15 protein-coding genes, 1 tRNA gene and 2 rRNA genes are annotated in these 19,520 nt (G+C 60.3%); 12 read left to right on the top strand and 6 right to left on the bottom strand.

The window, feature by feature from the left end; all coding sequences use genetic code 11:
- Positions 1-4: 4 nt before the first annotated feature.
- From FFM81_RS02260 to nuoG, 12 genes are all read left to right on the top strand, one after another.
- On the top strand, positions 5-1,468 hold the full coding sequence (locus tag FFM81_RS02260; protein ID WP_003566947.1) for a monovalent cation/H+ antiporter subunit D family protein: 1,464 nt from the start codon (positions 5-7) through the stop codon (positions 1,466-1,468).
- Positions 1,465-1,719 carry a hypothetical protein gene (locus FFM81_RS02255; protein WP_003566949.1) on the top strand — a complete coding sequence of 85 codons (255 nt, stop codon included), beginning with the start codon at positions 1,465-1,467 and terminating at the stop codon, positions 1,717-1,719. Before FFM81_RS02260 ends, FFM81_RS02255 begins: the two co-directional genes overlap by 4 nt.
- The gene (locus FFM81_RS02250) at positions 1,712-3,487 is read left to right on the top strand and encodes a Na(+)/H(+) antiporter subunit D (protein WP_003566950.1); all 1,776 of its coding nucleotides are present in this window, start codon (positions 1,712-1,714) and stop codon (positions 3,485-3,487) included. The genes FFM81_RS02255 and FFM81_RS02250 overlap by 8 nt, the downstream gene beginning before the upstream one ends.
- Positions 3,488-3,495: 8 nt before the next feature.
- Positions 3,496-4,971, top strand: coding sequence for an NADH-quinone oxidoreductase subunit M (locus FFM81_RS02245; RefSeq protein ID WP_138386444.1), 1,476 nt, complete (start codon positions 3,496-3,498; stop codon positions 4,969-4,971).
- Positions 4,968-6,407, top strand: coding sequence for an NADH-quinone oxidoreductase subunit N (locus FFM81_RS02240; RefSeq protein WP_025417146.1), 1,440 nt, complete (start codon positions 4,968-4,970; stop codon positions 6,405-6,407). The genes FFM81_RS02245 and FFM81_RS02240 overlap by 4 nt, the downstream gene beginning before the upstream one ends.
- Before the next feature lie 129 nt (positions 6,408-6,536).
- The gene (locus FFM81_RS02235; RefSeq protein WP_025417147.1) at positions 6,537-6,902 is read left to right on the top strand and encodes an NADH-quinone oxidoreductase subunit A; all 366 of its coding nucleotides are present in this window, start codon (positions 6,537-6,539) and stop codon (positions 6,900-6,902) included.
- Complete coding sequence (locus FFM81_RS02230) at positions 6,890-7,393, top strand: NuoB/complex I 20 kDa subunit family protein (RefSeq protein WP_003566958.1); 504 nt, start codon at positions 6,890-6,892, stop codon at positions 7,391-7,393. Before FFM81_RS02235 ends, FFM81_RS02230 begins: the two co-directional genes overlap by 13 nt.
- Positions 7,390-7,926, top strand: coding sequence for an NADH-quinone oxidoreductase subunit C (locus FFM81_RS02225; RefSeq protein ID WP_003566959.1), 537 nt, complete (start codon positions 7,390-7,392; stop codon positions 7,924-7,926). The genes FFM81_RS02230 and FFM81_RS02225 overlap by 4 nt, the downstream gene beginning before the upstream one ends.
- A gap of 28 nt (positions 7,927-7,954) precedes the next feature.
- Positions 7,955-9,169 carry an NADH dehydrogenase (quinone) subunit D gene (gene nuoD, locus FFM81_RS02220; RefSeq protein ID WP_025417148.1) on the top strand — a complete coding sequence of 405 codons (1,215 nt, stop codon included), beginning with the start codon at positions 7,955-7,957 and terminating at the stop codon, positions 9,167-9,169.
- Between the two features lie 16 nt (positions 9,170-9,185).
- Positions 9,186-9,695: an NADH-quinone oxidoreductase subunit NuoE gene (gene nuoE, locus FFM81_RS02215; protein ID WP_003566963.1), complete on the top strand. Its 510-nt coding sequence runs from the start codon at positions 9,186-9,188 to the stop codon at positions 9,693-9,695.
- A 2-nt stretch (positions 9,696-9,697) separates the two neighbouring features.
- Positions 9,698-10,963, top strand: coding sequence for an NADH-quinone oxidoreductase subunit NuoF (gene nuoF / locus FFM81_RS02210; protein WP_003566965.1), 1,266 nt, complete (start codon positions 9,698-9,700; stop codon positions 10,961-10,963).
- Positions 10,964-10,996: 33 nt separating this feature from the next.
- The gene (nuoG, locus tag FFM81_RS02205; RefSeq protein WP_138386445.1) at positions 10,997-13,576 is read left to right on the top strand and encodes an NADH-quinone oxidoreductase subunit NuoG; all 2,580 of its coding nucleotides are present in this window, start codon (positions 10,997-10,999) and stop codon (positions 13,574-13,576) included.
- A gap of 70 nt (positions 13,577-13,646) precedes the next feature.
- Here nuoG and FFM81_RS02200 read toward each other — a convergent pair whose 3' ends face one another.
- From FFM81_RS02200 to FFM81_RS02175, 6 genes are all read right to left on the bottom strand, one after another.
- A complete protein-coding gene (locus FFM81_RS02200; protein WP_003566968.1) occupies positions 13,647-14,087 on the bottom strand; it encodes a CBS domain-containing protein in 441 nt (146 codons plus the stop codon).
- Between the two features lie 45 nt (positions 14,088-14,132).
- Positions 14,133-14,699 carry an NADH-quinone oxidoreductase subunit I gene (locus tag FFM81_RS02195; RefSeq protein WP_138386446.1) on the bottom strand — a complete coding sequence of 189 codons (567 nt, stop codon included), beginning with the start codon at positions 14,697-14,699 and terminating at the stop codon, positions 14,133-14,135.
- Between the two features lie 10 nt (positions 14,700-14,709).
- The gene (gene nuoH / locus FFM81_RS02190) at positions 14,710-15,711 is read right to left on the bottom strand and encodes an NADH-quinone oxidoreductase subunit NuoH (protein WP_138386447.1); all 1,002 of its coding nucleotides are present in this window, start codon (positions 15,709-15,711) and stop codon (positions 14,710-14,712) included.
- 322 nt (positions 15,712-16,033) lie between these two features.
- A tRNA-Met gene (locus tag FFM81_RS02185) sits at positions 16,034-16,110 on the bottom strand.
- A gap of 138 nt (positions 16,111-16,248) precedes the next feature.
- Positions 16,249-16,363: ribosomal RNA gene (gene rrf / locus FFM81_RS02180) — 5S ribosomal RNA — on the bottom strand.
- 186 nt (positions 16,364-16,549) lie between these two features.
- A 23S ribosomal RNA gene (locus tag FFM81_RS02175) occupies positions 16,550-19,348 on the bottom strand.
- Positions 19,349-19,520: the final 172 nt, after the last annotated feature.

The raw sequence follows: 19,520 nt of genomic DNA, 5'->3' as shown, positions 1-19,520 counted from the left end.
GGCTTTGGACCCGGTTGTATCGATCCGGCCGTTGCTTGCCATCGCTGTCGCCGGTCTGGCTGCCCTTGCAGTTCTCCTTTTGAACAACCGCGAGAGACTTCGCGATCTAGTCTCGCCATTGGCCGCGATCGCCATGTTCGCGATTGTCGTGTCGATGGCGCCCACGGTGCTGGCGGGCGGGACGGTCGAATTGCGCCTGTTCGAGATTCTGCCGGGGATTGACTTTGCTTTCCGGGTCGATGCGCTCGGCATGGTGTTTGCCACCGTCTCGTCGCTGCTATGGATCGTGGCGGCGATCTATTCCATCGGCTACATGCGGCATTTGAACGAGCATGCACAGACCCGGTTCTTCGCCTGCTTCGCCAGCAGTCTTGCGGCCGCCGCCGGCGGCGCCTTCGCCGCCAATCTGTTTACGCTGGTGATCTTCTACGAAGTGCTCAGCCTCGTTACCTATCCGCTCGTCTACCACCACGAGGACGAAGAGGGATGGAGGGGCAGCCACAAGTACCTCGTCTATCTGATGGGCGCCTCGAAAAGCGCGCTGCTCGCCGCACTGGCGCTGACCTACCATATTGCGGGATCGCTCGACTTTGTCGCGGGGGGGGTGCTGGCGGGCCGCGATGCCTCGGCAGCGCTGCTGACGGTGGTTTATTTCTGCTATCTCTTCGGCTTCGCCAAGGCCGCTGTGATGCCGATGCACGCCTGGTTGCCCGCCGCGATGGTGGCGCCGACACCGGTCAGCGCGCTTTTGCATGCAGTGGCAGTGGTCAAGATGGGTGTGTTCTGCGTGCTGCGGGTGGTGTTCCATGTCTTCGGCACGGGGTTGGTGGGCGGACTGGGCCTCGGCATCGCCACGGCCTATCTGGCATCGTTCACGATCCTGATGGCGTCGGTTTACGCCCTGACGCGGGACGACCTGAAGGCCAGGCTCGCCTATTCGACGGTCAGCCAGCTCTCCTACATCGTGCTGGGCGCGGTTCTGTTGTCGCCGGTCGCGATGGTCGGCGGGATCATCCACATCGCGGCGCACGCGTTCTCCAAGATCACGCTCTTTTTCTGCGCCGGGTCGATCTATTGCGCGTCGGGCAAGCGCAACATCAGCGACATGGCCGGTATCGGCCGCAGGCTGCCCTGGACGATGGGGGCATTTTTCGTCGCCTCGCTCAGCATGATTGGCGTGCCGCCAACCGCAGGCTTCGTCAGCAAGTGGTTTCTGGCTAAGGGCGCCGTGGCGGCGGGAGAGACCGCATTCCTGGTCGTGCTCCTGGTAAGCTCGATTCTGAACGCCGCCTATTTCCTGCCGATCAGCTATGCCGCCTTCTTCCAGGCGGAGAGACAGGAGAGCCGGACGACGGTCCGTGAAATTCCGCTGGTGACGATTCCACTGGTCATAACGGCAATCCTATCGGTGCTGATGGGCATTTTCCCGGGCTATTTTCTTACCCTGGCGGACGGAGTGATCCGATGATCAAGCATGTCGTCGACTTCTTTGGTGACGAACAATATGCGAGGCCGCGCCGCCGACTGTTCTACCTCGTGCTCGTCCTGATCGTCGTCGCCGACTTTCTGGTCTTCCGCGAACACGCCGAATATCTGTGGGACAGCCTGCCGGGCTGGTCCGCCGTCTACGGCTTCGTCTCCTGCGTCCTGCTTATCTTCGTTTCCAAGTTTCTCGGCCATCGGGTCGGGCTGATGCGGCGCGAGGACTATTATGACTGACTTCATCCATCCGGCTCTGCTCTTTATTCTTGGCGCCCTGCCGATCCCGTTCCTCTGCGGATCGGTCCGCAAGGCCTATCTGCTTCTGATCCCTGCACTGGCGATCCTTGCCGTGCTTGCGATGGAGCCGGGCAGCTATGGCGAAGCACGGTTCATCGGGCAGGAGATCCTGATCGCAAAGGTGGACAAGCTCAGCATCGTCTTCGCCACCGTTTTCACCATCATGGCGCTGATCGGCATGGTCTACGCGCTGCACCTGACGGATGCCGGCCAGCATGTGGCGGCATTCGTCTATGTCGGCAGCGCGCTTGGCGTCGTGTTTGCCGGTGACTACCTGACCCTCTACCTGTTCTGGGAGGGCATGGCATTTGCTTCCGCCTATCTGGTCTTCGCGCAGCGTGATGGGCCGGCGATCCGGGCCGGGTTCCGCTATCTCATGGTCCATATCACCGGCGGCGTCGTCCTGCTCGGCGGCATCATTTCCCACGGGCTTGCCACCGGTTCACTGCTTTTCGGCCCGATCGCGGGGGCCATCACCAATGGAGGACTGGGGGTCGGCGACTACCTGATCCTCGCCGGCTTCATCCTCAACGCGGCCGTGCCGCCGCTCAATGCCTGGCTGACCGATGCCTATCCGGAGGCGACCGTCACAGGGGCGGTGTTCATGAGCGCGTTTACCACCAAGACCGCCGTCTATGTGCTGGCGCGGGCGTTTCCGGGGACCGAGCTCCTGGTCTGGCTCGGCACCATCATGGCGCTCTACGGCGTCATCTACGCTGTGCTGGAGAACGATTGCCGACGGCTTCTCGCCTATCACATCGTCAGCCAGGTGGGCTATATGATCGCCGGCATCGGCATCGGGACCGAGATGGCGGTGAACGGCGCCGCCAGCCACGCCTTCGCGCATATCCTCTACAAGGCGCTGCTGTTCATGGGTGCCGGGGCCGTCATCTACGTCACCGGCCGACGCAAGCTCACCGAGCTCGGCGGGCTTTACAAGACCATGCCGCTGACCGTGGCGCTTTACATGGTCGGTGCCTTGGCGATCTCGGCCTTCCCGTTCTTTTCGGGTTTCGTCACCAAATCGATGGTGATAGCGGCCGCAGGAGCGGATCACCGCGCGCTGGTGGTGCTGGCGCTGACGATGGCATCGTCCGGGACGTTCCTGCACACTGGCCTCAAGCTTCCCTATTACATGTTCTTCGGGACAGACCGGAAACTGGAGGCACGGGAGCCGCCGCGCAACATGCTGATTGCCATGGGCATGGCGGCGGTGCTCTGCATTGCGATCGGGGTGTTCCCTCAGCCGCTTTATGCGCTTCTGCCCTATCCGGTGGATTTCGAACCCTATACGGGCCTGCATGTCACGGAGAGCCTCGGGCTGCTGATGTTCACTGCCCTGGGATTCGTGCTGTTCCTCTGGGCGCTCGATCCCGAGAACACGATCAGCCTCGACACCGACTGGTTTTATCGCAAGGGCGCGCGCGCCTTCATGTGGCTCGCCGAAAGGCCGCTGGCGCGCTATGAGCAGGCGGTGAGCAATGTCTCCGAGACCGCAGCGCTGCCCTTGCTGCACGGCGCGGCGCGGGCAGGACTCCGGCTCGATCTTGCCGGCGTCGATGCCGTTGTGAACGGCATTGCCCACGCGATCCTGCACAGCGGCGGGCGACTCAGGCGGCTCCAGACGGGTGTCGTGACCCATTACGTGCTGGCGATGGTCGGCGGTCTGATCGCAGCCGTCGCCGTCTTCGTCGTGGCGTGGCGGTAGGGGGTGCCATGGGCTTCCCGCTCCTCAGCTTCATCATATTCACCCCCGTCGCCGGGGCCGCGGTTCTGATGTTCCTGCGCGGTGACGATTCGGCGCGGTGGACTGCGCTCTCCTTCACCGTCCTCGACCTTGCTCTCTGCATCGCCATGCTGGTCGGCTTCGACACCACGACCCATGCCATGCAGTTCACCGAGACTCGCCCGTGGGTGCCCGCGCTCGGGATCAATTATGCGCTTGGCATCGACGGAATCAGCGCGCTCTTCGTCTTCCTGACCGCACTGTTGGGGTCGATCTGCGTGCTTGCCTCCTGGGTCGCAATCGACCGCAAGGTGAAGGAATTCATGATCTGCCTGCTCTCCATGCAGGCGCTGATGCTCGGGGTCTTCTGCGCACTCGATCTGTTCCTCTTCTACGTCTTTTGGGAGGCGATGCTGATCCCGATGTACCTCATCATCGGCGTCTGGGGCGGCGAGGGTCGGGTCTATGCGGCGATCAAGTTTTTCCTCTACACGCTGGCGGGCAGCCTCCTGTTCCTGATCGGTGTCATCGTGCTCTATTTCTACGGTGGCAGGACCTTCGATATCCTCGCTTTGACAGAGCAGGACTTGCCGTTCCGGATCCAGTCCTGGCTGTTCTTCGCCTTCCTGATTGCTTTTGCGGTCAAGGTGCCGATGGTGCCGGTCCATACCTGGCTGCCGGACGCCCATGTGCAGGCGCCGACGGCGGGTAGCATTATCCTCGCCGGCGTGCTCCTGAAGATGGGCGCCTACGGATTCCTGCGGTTCTCGCTGCCGATGCTGCCGGAGGCATCGATGTATTATTCGACGCTGATGCTGGCGCTTTCGGTGCTTGCGATCGTCTATGGCGGGTTGCTCGCGCTGGCGCAGGACGATCTGAAGAAGCTGGTGGCCTATTCCAGCATCAGCCACATGGGCTTCGTGACACTGGGGATTTTTGCGCTGAACCTTCGCGGGCTCGAGGGTGGTATCCTGCAGATGTTCAATCACGGCGTGACGACAGGCGCCCTATTCCTGTTCGTCGGGCTGATTTACGAGCGGACCCATACCCGCAGCATCGCCGACTATGGCGGGTTGATGAAGGTGGCGCCGGTCTACACCACGTTTCTGGCACTGTTTACCCTGTCGTCGATGGCGCTGCCGGGAACGAATTCGTTCGTCGGCGAGTTGCTGGTGCTGTCAGGCGGGTTTGCGGCCAACCTGGTCGCCGGCTCGGCCGCCGTTTTGGGCGCATTGCTGGGGGCTGCCTATCTGCTCGGCATGTATGGGAAAGTCGCGCTCGGCCCGGCCAGCGTCGGCGCCCGGTTGGCGATACGCGACGTGAACGCCCGTGAGATGGCTGCGATCCTGCCGCTGGCCGTCTTCGTACTCTGGGTTGGGCTCTATCCAAAACCCTTTCTCAACATCATCGATGCCTCGGTGAAGCATCTGCTGACGCACGTGCAAAGTAGGGGGAGCGGCCCATGACCGCCGCCATGCTTTTCCAGTCGGCCCTAGCGAGCCTGCCCGAGATCGTGGTGATCACCGGCGCCTGCATCCTGCTGATCCTGGGACAGTTTGTGCGAAAGGGACAGGAACATTTCCTTGTCTGGGCGTCGGTCGCGGTCGTGTTGATTGCCGCCTTGGCGACACTCATGCTGGCGAGCGAGGTGCGGCCGGCCTACACGGGCATGTTCATCGCCGACCGCTTCGCAGTCTTCTTCAAGGTCGTTTTCTACTTGGCCACCGTTCTGACATTCCTCCTTTCGCGAAAATATGCCGACATCGAAGGGATCGGGACCAGCGAATACTATGTCCTGCTGCTCTTCGCGCTTTCGGGCATGATGATCATGGCCTCGGCGACCGATCTCCTGTCGATCTATGTGGGCATCGAACTGATGGTGATTTGCACCTATGTGCTGACCGGCTTCCTGACGCGTGAGCGGCGGTCGAACGAAGCAGCACTGAAATACGTAATCCTTGGCGCGGTCTCGACCGGGATTTTCCTTTACGGCGTATCGCTGGTCTACGGGCTCACCGGCACAACGCAATTGGACGGGATGGCTGCGGCCGTGACCGGCGATCCGCTCGATCCCGGATTGCTGCTTGCGGTGGTCTTCATCGTCGCGGGGTTGGTCTTCAAGGTCGGCGCGGTTCCCTTCCATATGTGGCTGCCAGACGTCTATGAAGGCGCGCCGACGACGATCACCGCCTTCATGTCGATAGGCCCCAAGGCGGCGGGGTTCGCGGTGATCCTGCGGGTGTTCCTCAACCCTCTGGTCGCAGCCTCGGACGTCTGGATCATCCTCGCCGTCATTGCGGTGGTGACGATGGCGCTCGGCAGCTTCGTGGCGCTGGTCCAGGATAATTTCAAGCGTCTCCTGGCCTATTCCAGCATCGCCCACGCCGGCTTCGCCATTTTCGGCGTGGTCGCTGGCGGTGCCGATGGGATCGCCAGCGTCATGCTCTATCTGCTGATCTACGCCTTCATGAATCTCGGCATTTTCGGCACCGTCATCATGATGCGGAACGGCGATTTCTCGGGCGAGGTCATCGAAGACTATGCGGGTTTCGCCAAATCACATCCGGGGCTGGCGCTTCTGATGCTGCTCTATCTCTTCTCGCTGGCCGGCATTCCGCCGACGGCCGGGTTCTTCGCCAAGTTTTACGTGCTGGTTGCCCTCGTCGAGCGTGGTTTCGTCATGCTGGCGGTCATCGCAGTGCTGCTTAGCGCAGTCGCCGCCTATTTCTACATTCGCATCGTCATGGTGATATACATGCGCGAGCCGAAGAGGGCGTTCGCCCCGGCGCTGACGCCCTTAGTGCGCGCCACGCTGGCCGTCACCGCCGCCGGCACCATCGGGATCGGCCTATTTCCGTCGTGGTTTCTGAAGCTTGCCCAAGATTCGGTCTTTGGCGGGTGAGCGATTGGATTTGCAATGATCACACCGACGGAATAGACTTGAAGACGGAGGAAGGATTGCCCAAGTCGCCCCGTGGCGTGACCGATTCACCGGTTCGCGATGAGGTCAGTGGGCAACCGGTGCAGTGAGATGACTGCAATGGAATTCTTGCCCGTTCTTTTCATGGTCGCCGGAGTCGTTCTGGTGGTGGGGGTGACGTTGTTCGTTTCCTCGCTGCTGCGCCCATCCAATCCCTATCCCGCCAAGAACATGCCCTATGAATGCGGCATGGATGCAGCGGGCGAGGCGGCGGCGGGCCGCTTCAGGGTGCCGTTCTTTATCCTCGCGATCCTGCTGGTCGTTTTCGATGTCGAAGCGATGTTCCTCTTTCCCTGGGCCGTCGTCCTGAAAGAGATCGGGCTGATCGGCTACATCGAGATGTTCATATTCATATTGCTGCTTCTCGTGGGCTTCGCCTACGCCTGGTTGAAAGGAGCGCTGGAATGGGAGGCGTAAACAACGCGATCCGCGACAGCGTGCTGTTCACCACGGCCGACAGCATCATCAGTTGGAGCCGGAGATCGGCGCTGTGGCCGGAGACCTTTGGCATTGCCTGCTGCGCCATCGAGATGATCTCGGCCGGTTGCGCCCGCTATGATCTCGACCGGTTCGGCGTGGTCTTCCGCCCTTCGCCGAGACAATCCGACGTCATGATCATTGCCGGCACCGTGACCCGGAAATTCGCGCCCGTCGTGCGGCGGCTCTATGACCAGATGCCGGAGCCGCGCTGGGTGATCGCCATGGGCACCTGCGCTATTTCGGGCGGGGTCTACAACACCTATGCCGTAGTGCAGGGATCGGAAACTTTCGTGCCCGTCGATGTACATGTGCCTGGCTGTCCGCCCCGGCCCGAGGCACTGATGCACGGTTTCCTTCTGCTTCAAGAAAAGATCAAGAGGTCCCGGGCGCTCGCCGGCACACCTCTGAATCGGGTTATAGCGTCATGAGTGCGGAACCGTCCCTCAATCGCGCTCCGATCATGGAGCGCTTCGCAGAAACAATCGAGGACCTCGGCACTGCGCACGGTATCGACGCCTTTGCCGTCCCGCCCGAGAGGATCGTCGAATTCTGCCGGTTCCTGAAAGAGCATCCGGCGCTGCAATTCAATTTCCTCTCAGACATTTGCGGGGTCGATCATTGTCCCGAAACGCCGCGGTTCGAGGCGGTCTACCATCTCTATTCGCTGCCCAACAGGTGGCGGGTCCGCATCAAGTGCCGGCTTGGCGATCCTCCCGAAGTGCCTTCGGTCACGGGAGTCTGGCGCACCGCCAACTGGCATGAGCGTGAGGCCTGGGACATGTACGGCATCCGGTTCGAGGGACATCCCGATCTGCGCCGGATCTACATGTGGGAAGGCTTCGAGGGCTTCCCACAGCGCAAGGATTTCCCGCTCAGGGGCTATAAGGACAAGTTGAACCCTTTCGGTGCCGAAGGTCCGCCGCCAACGCAGCCCGACCTTGCCACCAGGGACATTCCGTAAGGGAGGCCGACCACGCCGGACCGTTGAGATGACCGAAGTCACCGAGCTCAGCAGGCCTGAGGGTGAAGCGCTCAATACCAGGGAAGTGCTTCTCAACCTCGGTCCGCAGCACCCCAGCACACATGGGGTTCTTCGGCTCGTCCTCGAACTGGACGGCGAGTTCGTCGAGCGCGTCGATCCGCATATCGGCTACCTCCATCGCGGCACCGAAAAACTGGCGGAGAGCTTCACCTACACCCAGATTTTTCCGCTCACCGACCGGCTCGACTATCTCTGTCCGCCCTCGAACAACCTCGCCTTCGCGCTGGCGGTGGAGAAACTCCTCGGCATAGAAGCACCGATCCGGGCGCAATATATCCGCGTGATGATGGCCGAGCTGGCACGGATCTCCGGTCACCTCCTGATCACGGGCGCGCTCCCGATGGATCTCGGCGCCATGACCGCGCTGCTTTACGTCATGCGCGAGCGCGAAATGATCATGGACCTTCTGGAAATGATCACCGGGGCGCGTATGCACACGTCCTTCTGTCGGGTCGGCGGGGTGCGCGAGGACCTGCCTGACGGGTTCTTCCCCAAGATCCGGGAGTTTTGCGACATCTTTCCGAACCGGATCCGCGACTATGAGCGACTGCTCGAAGATAACCGGGTGTTTCTCAATCGCACGAAGGGGATCGGCGTGATCTCCGCCGAGGATGCTGTTGATCTCGGCCTGAGCGGCCCGAACCTGCGTGCTTCCGGTGTCGACTGGGACATTCGGCGCGATGAGCCCTACGAGATCTACGACCGGCTCGCGTTCAAGGTCATCACCCGCAACGAGGGCGATTGCTATGCACGCTGGCGATGCCGCGTCGACGAGATGCGCGAAAGCATAGGGATCATCGAACAATGCATCGACCAGATGCCCGAGGGGCCGTTCCAGATCGACAATCCGACAATCGCCTTCCCGCTCAACAAGGATCGGGTGCACTGCTCGATGGAGACGCTGATCCAGCATTTCGACCTGTCGGCCTACGGCTTCAAGGTGCCGAAGGGCGAGGTCTATTCGGCGATCGAGGCGCCAAAGGGCGAGCTTGGCTTCTACATCATCAGCGACGGGTCGCCAAAACCGTTCCGCATGAAGGTGCGGGCGCCCTCGTTCGTCAATCTTCAGGCCCTCTTCGGGGTCACCAACGCCCGCTATCTGGCGGACATGATCGCCGTGCTCGGCAGCCTCGACCCTGTGATGGCGGAGGTGGACAAGTAGCAAGGATTTGAATGCGATGACCATGCGCGAAAAGATCGAAGAGGCGGCGGCGCGGTATCCCGACCAGCGCTCTGCGATCATGCCCGCGCTCCTGATCGCGCAGAGAGAGCATGGCCATCTGCCTGGTCAGGTGCTGCAAGAAGTCGCCGACATTCTCGGAGTCGAACGGATCTGGGTCTACGAGCTGGCGACCTTTTATACGCTCTACCATACCGAGCCGGTGGGCATGTTCCACCTGCAACTCTGTGACAATGTTTCCTGCATGCTGTGCGGAGCCGAGGACCTGCTGAAGCATCTGGAAACGGCGCTGGCGATCAGGAGGGGCGACACCACGCCGGACGGGCTGTTCACGCTTTCCTCCGTCGAGTGCCTCGGTGCCTGCGAGATGGCGCCGGTGATGCAGGTCGGCGACGATTACCATGGCGCCCTTGATGTCGCGCGGATAGATGCACTTTTGGACAACCTACGGGCTATGACGGAACGGGGCGCGAGCATCGAGCCCTCTGCGCGACCACGGGGAGAGTAGCGATGTTCGAGCCGGTTCTCCTCAAGAATCTCGCCGTGCCGGACAGTTACCTGCTCTCGACCTACGAGGCTGGCGGCGGCTACCAGGCACTGGCGAAGGCGCTGCGCGAATACACGCCTGACGAGGTTATCGACCTCGTCAAACAGTCCAACCTGCGCGGTCGCGGCGGTGCCGGATTCCCGACGGGCATGAAATGGAGTTTCGTGCCGAAGCAGGTCGACAAGCCGAAATATCTTTGCTGCAACGCCGATGAGGGCGAGCCAGGCACCTTCAAGGACCGGATCATCATGGAGCGCGATCCGCATCAACTGATCGAGGGGCTGGCGGTAAGCGCCTATGCGATCGGGGCCAAAACCGCCTATGTCTACATCCGCGGAGAATATGTGACGGCGATCCGTCGCCTGGAGCAGGCGATCGCCGAGGCACACGAAAAGGGTTATCTGGGAACGGGCATTCTGGGCTCGAATTTCGATTTCGCCATCCACATCCACTGCGGCGCCGGCGCCTATATCTGCGGCGAGGAGACTGCGATGCTCGAGTCGCTCGAGGGCAAGCGGGCGCAGCCGCGATTGAAGCCGCCGTTTCCGGCCGTGGCCGGGCTCTACGCCAGCCCGACTGTGATCAACAATGTCGAGACGCTGGCCTGTGTGCCGCATATCGTGGCGCGGGGCGCGGACTGGTTCCGGGGCATCGGCCCGGACAAGAGCCCCGGCCCGAAGCTTTACTGCCTCAGCGGGCAGGTGCGCAAACCCGGCCTCTACGAGTTGCCGATGGGCATACCACTGCGCGAGCTGGTCGAGGGACATGCCGGCGGGGCCTTGCCGGGACATAAGATCAAGGCGGTGATCCCGGGCGGCGTCTCGGCGCCGGTCATCCCTGAGCACGGGCTGGAGGTGAGGATGGATTTTGACTCGCTGGCTGCCGCCGGCTCGATGCTCGGTTCGGCTGGCGTTATCGTAATCGACGATAGCACCTGCATGGTCAAGGTCGCCACCAGGATCATCGAGTTCTTCCACCATGAGTCCTGCGGCAAGTGCACGCCCTGTCGGGAAGGATTGAACTGGGTCGTGAAGGTCCTGCGCCGGGTTGAAGGCGGGGATGGCGCACCCGGCGATCTGGAGCAGCTGGATATGCTCTGCAAGGGCATTTTCGGCAATACGTTTTGTGCCTTGGGTGACGGGGCAGCGATGGGACTGCGGGCAGCACTCGCGCATTTCCGAGATGAATTCGTCGCGCATATCGAGGAGCGGAGGTGCCCGTTTCACTGAAGCGACGTGCTGGATCCGGGTTGTGAGGAGACCATGCTTAAAGTCACGATCGATGGACAAACGCTGGAAGTTGAGGCTGGCTCGACGGTGTTGCAGTCCGCCCTGCGTTTGGGCATCGACATCCCGACCTTCTGCTATATGAAGCGCCTGCCGGCGCTGGCCTCCTGCCGCATGTGTCTGGTGGAGATCGAGGGCCTGCGCCGGCTGCAGCCGTCCTGCGCTACTGCGGTCACCGATGGCATGGTCGTGCGGACGAATACGCCTCTGATCGAGGAAACGCGCTCTTCCATGCTCGACATGCTGCTCGCCAACCACCCCCTCGACTGCCCGATCTGCGACAAGGGCGGCGAATGCGAGCTTCAGGACATGGTAATGGCCTACGGGCCCCGCGAAAGCCAATTCCGCGATGACAAACGTATGTTCCACTCCGAGGACATTCGTCTGAGCCCGGTCATCATCATGAACGTCAACCGCTGCATCCAGTGCCAGCGCTGCGTCCGGATGTGTGAGGAGGTCGTCGGCGCGGTGGCGCTGGGCACCGTCGAAAAAGGCATGGATACTGCCGTCACCGGCTTTGAGGGCAGTCTGGCGAGTTGCGACCAGTGCGGCAATTGCGTCGAGGTCTGCCCGGTCGGCGCGCTGATGAGCTTCCCCTATCGCTACAAGGCGCGGCCCTGGGATCTCACCGAGACCGACACGGTCTGCCCGCATTGTGGCACCGGTTGCCAGCTGACGGTGGGCACGCGCAAGGGCGAGTTCATGCGGGTGCGCTCGACGTGGGACGAGGGGGTCAATCACGAAACGCTCTGCGTTCGGGGACGCTTCGGCCTCGATTTCGTCGCCAGCCGGGATCGGATCAAGCGACCGATGATCCGTCGTGATGGCGCCCTGGTTCCGGTTTCCTGGGATGAGGCTGGGGACTATCTGCGCCAGCGGCTATCGGCCGTCGAGGGCAAGGCTGCCGGCGGGCTGGCCTCGCCTCGCCTCCCCAACGAGGTGCTCTATCAGTTCCAGAAGCTGATGCGGACGGCATTCCGCACCAACAACATTGATTGCTCGTCACGCTGGTCCACGCCCTTCGATGCGCTCGGCCCGCTACTGGCAGCCTTCAACAGCCGCGCACCGCTGGACGAAGTGATCGGCAACAACTGCGTGCTCGTCGTCGGCGGCAACGTCACCGAGGAGAACCCGGTCACCGAATACCTGCTGCGAGACGCCGCGCGGCGGCGGCAGACCGGATTGCTCATACTCTCGGCGCGGCCATCCCGTTTGGATGCTGATGCCAGGGTGGTAGTTCGCGCGCTGCCAGGCGGAGAAGCGGCGAGCCTTGCGGCGGTGGTGGCCAGTCTCGTAGCGGCAGTCGGTCAGGTCTTGCCGAGCGATGTTCTTGCGGGCATCGATGCGACAATCGGCAAGCCGGCAGCGGAAACCGGCAGCGAGGGACCGGATCGTCTGGCCGCGGCACTCAAGGAAGGCCGCAGCATCACCGTGCTTGTCAGCGTCGATCTCCTGAGATCACCCGAGGCGCGCGCGACGCTGCAGCAGATCAATAACCTGCTGCAGGTTGTGCGCCTGCTCGGCAAGGGTCTGGCGATGCAGTTCCTCTTCGACCGCGCCAACCAGATGGGCGCCTGGGACATGGGAGTTCTGCCTGCAGTTCTGCCGGGGTTGCGGGCGGTCGCCGACGATGTGGCGCGCACAACTCTTGCGGGGAACTGGGGCGCCGAAATCCCGTCTGAACCCGGCGCGGATCTCGACGCCATTCTGGAGCTCTGTGTCGGCGGCCGGATGGGTGCTCTCTACATCGTCGGAACCGACCCCCTGATCGCCTATCCCGACAGAGGTTTCGTGACGCGGGCGCTTGGCGCCGCCGATCTCCTCATCGTGCAGGACGCCTTCCTCACGGATACGGCCGGCCTTGCCGAGGTCGTCCTGCCCGCGGCAGGTTACGGCGAGGAAACTGGCACGTTCACCAACAACGAGGGTCGGACCCAGACGGTCCGCAAATTCCGCGAACCCGCCTTCGAGGCACGGAGGAATCTGGCGATCTTCGACTTCGTCGCGGCGCTTCGCACCCAGGTGCTGCGGCCTTCGACACCAGGCGAAATTTTCGACGAGATTGCCCGGCTGATTCCGGCCTATCAGGGATTGACTCTTGACGCGCTTGGCGCCGACGGCGCGTTCACCAAGGCGGCGCCGACGACACCCGGGGCTAAGTTCTTTGCGCCGCCGCCGGTTCGGACAGCAGGAGACCGGCTCATGCTGATCACCGGCGACTGCCTGTTCCACAACGGATATCTTTCCGAACGGTCGGACATCCTGAACACGGTCGCCAATGATCCCTATGTCGCGATGAGCGCGCAGGATACCGCACAGCTTGGCCTTTCGGATGGCGATCTGGTCATTGTGCGTTCCGCCCAGGGAGACCTGACGGCGCAGCTCAAGGTCGACAGGCGGTTTCCCCAAGGCCTCGTCTTCGTTCCGGAAAACTACAGAGCCTTGCGTCTCAACGGCCTGATGCGGCGGGGCGAATACCCATGCCCGGTGGAGGTCCAGAAGGTGCATGCCGCTCTGGAGGTCGACCGCACGAGCCGGATCTGGCGTGGGGCCTGAAGCTTTGGGGTCGGGCGGCGCCCCCCGGTAAGCTGCCCTGCCCCAGCGTCTTCACGTCGAGTTGGCGACGTCAATGATACCTGTTCCCGCAGATATAATCCTGCAGATCCTGCTCCGTGCGCTGCGCTTCGTCGAGCCTGTGTTTAACCACGTCGCCGATACTGACCACGCCGACAACGTCGCCTCCATCCATGACCAGCACATGACGGGTCCGCCGCTGGGTCATGATCCCCATCGCGACGGGGAGCAAATCCCGTGTCGAACAGGTCGCCACATTGCGGTTCATGACATCCGCGACCCGCATCATCGCCGCCTCGGCCCCGTATTCCGCCACCGCGTTGCAGCAATCCCGCTCCGATAGCGAACCCAGGAATTCGTCGTTCGATTGGCTGACGACAACGAAGCCGATATTGTTGTCGCGAAACAGCCTCAAGACTTCCACCATCGTCTGATCGGGAGCGACCGCTATGACACCGACACCCTTGTTCTTCATGATTTCGCCGACAAGCATCTGAGCCTCCTGTCTGCGCGCTCCGGTTTGACGGATGGCGCGCGTTCACGTTCGCCGGATATTCCGCCACCAGTTGTAGCCCTTCGTGTCTTTCGTCTCGACGAGCACGTCCTTCGTTGTATTCAGGCGCGCGGCAACCACGCCGCCGCCGGTTGCCGCCTTGCCCGGCTTGGCGAGCAGGTCGTCGCGCCCGATCACCAGGTCACGCGAGGAAAAACTCGAAAATTCGTACTGCTGGCCAAGCGCGATTGCATCCGCTGGGCAGGCGTCCTCGCACAGCCCGCAGAAAAGGCAGCGAGCCGTGTCGATCTCGAATTTCGCCGGGTGCCGGTTGCCCTTCTGGTCCTCGTAGGGGACGACTTCGATGCAGTCGCAGGGACAGATCCGCGCGCAGAGTTCGCAGGCCACGCACTTAATCTCGCCCTCTTCATCACGCGTCAGGAAGTGATGCCCGCGATAGCGTGAGTAGGGTAGCCATTTTTCCTTGTCCGGATACTGCATGGTTACGGTTCTGGAGAACAGGTAGCCGAAGGTCAGAGCCAACGCACTCGCCAGATCGGCGAAGAATGCCCAGCCAATCCATGTTCCGACTCTGTCCTGCGCGCGCGACATCGCCGCCTCGCTACGAAGCCGCTACGGCTCCTAAAAGTACACCGGTGATCATTATGTTCGCCATCGACAGAGGAAGCAAGACTTTCCATCCGATCGCCATCAGTTGGTCGTAGCGGTAGCGGGGGAAAGTGAAGCGGAACCAGATAAACACATAGACGAAGAATGCGACCTTCAGCACAAACCAGAGGAGCGTCGGCAAGGGGATTAGGACACCGTTCCAGCCGCCGAAAAACAGGATCACTACCAGGACCGATACCAGCAACACGATGGCGTATTCGCTGACCATGAAAAACGCAAAGCGGATACCGCTGTATTCGGTATGGAACCCGGCCCCTAGATCACCCTCCGCTTCCGCCAGGTCGAAGGGAATGCGCTGCGCTTCGGCCAATCCGGCGACGAAGAACACGAAGAAGCCGACCGGTTGATAGACGATGTTCCAGACATCGGCCTGCGCCCGCACGATCTCGAGAAGGCTCATGGATTGCGCCAGCATGACCACGCCAACGACCGCGAATCCCATCGGGATCTCGTAGCTGATCATCTGCGCGCAGGTTCTGAGGCTGCCCAGGACAGCATATTTGCTGTTGGACGCCCAGCCGCCGAAGATGACGCCATAAACCTCGATCCCGATCACCGAGAAAACGAAAAGGAGCGCCACATTCATGTTGGAGGCGTAGAGCGTGATCTCGTGGCCGAGGACCGAGACAGTTTCGCCGAAGGGGATCGCGACGAACACCACAAAGGGCGGGGCGAGCGCCAGGATTGGCGCCAGTTTGAACAGGAACCGGTCGGCCTCGGCCGGGATGTGATCCTCTTTCGTCAGGAGCTTGATTCCGTCCGCCACCGGCTGCAGCAGCCCGTGCCATCCTACGCGCATCGGCCCCATCCGTTGCTGCATATGCCCGGCGATCTTGCGTTCTAGCCAGGTTAGCGGCAACGGTAGCAACAGCAGGATCGCAATCAGGAACGCGACCTTCAAGACGATCAGGCCAAGGGCGACGAAAAGTTCCATGATCCCGGCTACTTATTCATCGGTTGAAGCGCGCGACGGAACTTTGGCTCCGGCTATACAATGAGCACTGCGCACACTTGTCAGACTACATGGTACAACGGCGACGCACCTCATACAATGCCGTCGCAGTTATGTCGTCGCTGGCTACCGCCAGCGATAATGGTCTTGCTGATCGTTGGTGAGGGAAAGTTGGTTCCTGGTTCAGGATTTGGGGGTTTTCTGTTCCGCATCGTCGGCTTTGCCGCCTTGCGGGCCCCTGATGAGGCGTTAACTCCTCGACCCGTTACCAAACAAAAAGCCCGCACGAGGCGGGCTATTTGTTTGGTTGCGGGGGCAGGATTTGAACCTGCGGCCTTCAGGTTATGAGCCTGACGAGCTACCGGGCTGCTCCACCCCGCGGTACCAGGTTTTTGCCGAGAGGCAAATACCGACTGCACTGCATTATAACACGAAAGGCCGCTTTGTGAGCGGCCCTTTGTTCGGCTTTGGGCCGTTTTTGTGATGAGAAGATTGATTTCATGAAGTTGCGATTTGCAGACCTGGCAGCGACCTACTCTCCCGCGTCTTAAGACGAAGTACCATGGGCGCAGGGGCGTTTCACGGCCGTGTTCGGAAAGGGAACGGGTGCAGCCACCCCGCCATAACCACCAGGTCGGCAAAGCGCAACTTAATTGTTTGAGAAGCTGGTGCAGGCCGAAGGCCTGCTTATTTAAACACGTCAAAGGCTCAAACCGGACAAACACTTGCGTGTTTGCCGGGCCCGTCGCAAAGGCTGACGCCTTCGCTCTGTCGGGAGGAATGCGATGCATTCGCCCTGAGATGAGCATAGTCAATGAGAACGATCAAGCCGATCGAGCTATTAGTACCGGTAAGCTTCATGCGTTGCCGCACTTCCACACCCGGCCTATCAACGTGGTCGTCTTCCACGGCTCTGATAGGGAATACTCGTTTTCAGGTGGGTTTCCCGCTTAGATGCCTTCAGCGGTTATCCCGTCCATATATAGCTACCCTGCTATGCCCTTGGCAGGACAACAGGTCCACCAGAGATATGTCCATCCCGGTCCTCTCGTACTAGGGACAGATCCTGTCAATATTCCTACACCCACGGCAGATAGGGACCGAACTGTCTCACGACGTTCTGAACCCAGCTCACGTACCGCTTTAATTGGCGAACAGCCAAACCCTTGGGACCTGCTCCAGCCCCAGGATGCGATGAGCCGACATCGAGGTGCCAAACAACCCCGTCGATATGGACTCTTGGGGGTCATCAGCCTGTTATCCCCGGCGTACCTTTTATCCGTTGAGCGATGGCCCTTCCACGCGGGACCACCGGATCACTATGACCGACTTTCGTCTCTGCTCGACTTGTCAGTCTCGCAGTCAGGCGGGCTTATGCCATTGCACTCGACGACCGATTTCCGACCGGTCTGAGCCCACCATCGCGCGCCTCCGTTACTCTTTCGGAGGCGACCGCCCCAGTCAAACTACCCACCATACACTGTCCCGGACCCGGATGACGGGCCGCGGTTAGACATCCATGACGATAAGGGTGGTATTTCAAGGATGGCTCCACGGAAACTGGCGTCCCCGCTTCAAAGCCTACCACCTATCCTACACATGCCGACACGAATGCCAGTGTAAAGCTATAGTAAAGGTGCACGGGGTCTTTCCGTCTGACCGCAGGAACCCCGCATCTTCACGGGGAATTCAATTTCACTGAGTCTATGTTGGAGACAGCGGGGAAGTCGTTACGCCATTCGTGCAGGTCGGAACTTACCCGACAAGGAATTTCGCTACCTTAGGACCGTTATAGTTACGGCCGCCGTTTACTGGGGCTTCGATTCAAAGCTTGCACCTCTCCTCTTAACCTTCCAGCACCGGGCAGGCGTCAGACCCTATACGTCGTCTTGCGACTTCGCAGAGCCCTGTGTTTTTGATAAACAGTCGCTACCCCCTGGTCTGTGCCACCCCACAAGAGTTGCCTCATATGGGGTCACGCTTCTTCCGAAGTTACGCGTGCAATTTGCCGAGTTCCTTCAACATAGTTCTCTCAAGCGCCTTGGTATACTCTACCTGACCACCTGTGTCGGTTTCGGGTACGGTCTATACGGTGGAGCTATTTCCTGGAACCGCTCCGCTGCCCTGATAATCCAATAAACCAGAACAACTTGTGCAATCCGTCACTACCACCAGGCCCACGAATATTAACGTGGTTCCCATCGACTACGCATTTCTGCCTCGCCTTAGGGGCCGGCTAACCCTGCTCAGATTAACTTTAAGCAGGAACCCTTGGTCTTTCGGCGAGAGGGTCTCTCACCCTCTTTATCGTTACTCATGTCAACATTCGCACTTCCGATACCTCCAGGAGCCCTCACAGGTCTCCCTTCATCAGCTTACGGAACGCTCCGCTACCACGTGTATTGCTACACATCCTCAGCTTCGGTGCATGGCTTCAGCCCCGTTACATTTTCGGCGCAAAGACCCTTATTTAGACCAGTGAGCTGTTACGCTTTCTTTAAATGATGGCTGCTTCTAAGCCAACATCCTGGTTGTTTTGGGATCCTCACATCCTTTCCCACTTAGCCATGACTTGGGGACCTTAGCTGGAGGTTAGGGTTGTTGCCCTTTTCACGACGGACGTTAGCACCCGCCGTGTGTCTGCCGAGTAGTACTCCCCGGTATTCGGAGTTTGGTTAGGATCAGTAAGACGGTGAGTCCCCATAGCCCATCCAGTGCTCTACCCCCGGGGGTATTCGCTCGACGCTCTACCTAAATAGATTTCGCGGAGAACCAGCTATTTCCGAGTTTGATTGGCCTTTCACCCCTAGCCACAAGTCATCCCAATCTATTGCAACAGATGCGGGTTCGGTCCTCCAGTTGGTGTTACCCAACCTTCAACCTGCTCATGGCTAGATCACTCGGTTTCGGGTCTAATGCAACAAACTATATCGCCCTATTCAGACTCGCTTTCGCTGCGCCTACACCTACCGGCTTAAGCTTGCTTGTTACACTAAGTCGTTGACCCATTATACAAAAGGTACGCCGTCACCCTTGCGGGCTCCGACTGTTTGTAGGCATCCGGTTTCAGGTTCTATTTCACTCCCCTTGTCGGGGTGCTTTTCACCTTTCCCTCACGGTACTTGTTCGCTATCGGTCATGCACGAGTACTTAGGCTTGGAGAGTGGTCTCCCCATGTTCAGACAGGATTTCTCGTGTCCCGCCCTACTCTAGGACAATCATGATATCTACGCGTACGGGGCTGTCACCCACTACGGCCGCACTTTCCAGAGCGTTCCACTTTAATCACAATTGCCACTGGCCTGGTCCGCGTTCGCTCGCCACTACTTGCGGAGTCTCGGTTGATGTCCTTTCCTGCAGGTACTTAGATGTTTCAGTTCCCTGCGTTCGCTTCTTACACCCTATTTTATTCAGGTGTAGATACCTTATCACAATGCTTGGAAACCCAAGCCGACCGCAGTCAGTTTGGATTTTCCAAGCATTTAAGGTGGGTTGCCCCATTCGGAGATCCATGGATCAAAGCTCATTCGCAGCTCCCCACGGCTTTTCGCAGCGTATCACGTCCTTCATCGCCTGTGCATGCCAAGGCATCCACCAAATGCCCTTACGACACTTAATCGTTCTCATTGCCAATGCTCATCATCTCGCTATCGCCCCAAAGGAACGACAACAGACCGGGTTACCTTTTACAACCCAGTCAATCCAACAATGCCATCGACGTGTTCGACAGGTCTGCTTTATTGGAGCTACGCCGAGCAGCCCACTTGCAGCCTGTCTTAAGACCAGCTTCT

It is taken from the genome of Rhizobium hidalgonense, assembly GCF_005862185.2.
In the GTDB taxonomy this organism is placed as follows: domain Bacteria; phylum Pseudomonadota; class Alphaproteobacteria; order Rhizobiales; family Rhizobiaceae; genus Rhizobium; species Rhizobium hidalgonense.
This window is presented reverse-complemented; position numbering and strand designations above follow the sequence as displayed.

What these genes read in the sequence shown, in the direction of transcription:
- nuoG (WP_138386445.1), top strand. Translation starts at nt 10,997, where the DNA reads ATGCTTAAAGTCACGATCGATGGACAAACGCTGGAAGTTGAGGCTGGC.
- FFM81_RS02225 (WP_003566959.1), top strand. Translation starts at nt 7,390, where the DNA reads ATGAGTGCGGAACCGTCCCTCAATCGCGCTCCGATCATGGAGCGCTTC.
- FFM81_RS02200 (WP_003566968.1), bottom strand. Translation starts at nt 14,087, where the DNA reads ATGCTTGTCGGCGAAATCATGAAGAACAAGGGTGTCGGTGTCATAGCG.
- FFM81_RS02235 (WP_025417147.1), top strand. Translation starts at nt 6,537, where the DNA reads ATGACTGCAATGGAATTCTTGCCCGTTCTTTTCATGGTCGCCGGAGTC.
- FFM81_RS02245 (WP_138386444.1), top strand. Translation starts at nt 3,496, where the DNA reads ATGGGCTTCCCGCTCCTCAGCTTCATCATATTCACCCCCGTCGCCGGG.
- nuoE (WP_003566963.1), top strand. Translation starts at nt 9,186, where the DNA reads ATGACCATGCGCGAAAAGATCGAAGAGGCGGCGGCGCGGTATCCCGAC.
- FFM81_RS02195 (WP_138386446.1), bottom strand. Translation starts at nt 14,699, where the DNA reads ATGTCGCGCGCGCAGGACAGAGTCGGAACATGGATTGGCTGGGCATTC.
- FFM81_RS02230 (WP_003566958.1), top strand. Translation starts at nt 6,890, where the DNA reads ATGGGAGGCGTAAACAACGCGATCCGCGACAGCGTGCTGTTCACCACG.
- FFM81_RS02240 (WP_025417146.1), top strand. Translation starts at nt 4,968, where the DNA reads ATGACCGCCGCCATGCTTTTCCAGTCGGCCCTAGCGAGCCTGCCCGAG.
- nuoH (WP_138386447.1), bottom strand. Translation starts at nt 15,711, where the DNA reads ATGGAACTTTTCGTCGCCCTTGGCCTGATCGTCTTGAAGGTCGCGTTC.
- nuoD (WP_025417148.1), top strand. Translation starts at nt 7,955, where the DNA reads ATGACCGAAGTCACCGAGCTCAGCAGGCCTGAGGGTGAAGCGCTCAAT.
- FFM81_RS02250 (WP_003566950.1), top strand. Translation starts at nt 1,712, where the DNA reads ATGACTGACTTCATCCATCCGGCTCTGCTCTTTATTCTTGGCGCCCTG.
- FFM81_RS02255 (WP_003566949.1), top strand. Translation starts at nt 1,465, where the DNA reads ATGATCAAGCATGTCGTCGACTTCTTTGGTGACGAACAATATGCGAGG.
- nuoF (WP_003566965.1), top strand. Translation starts at nt 9,698, where the DNA reads ATGTTCGAGCCGGTTCTCCTCAAGAATCTCGCCGTGCCGGACAGTTAC.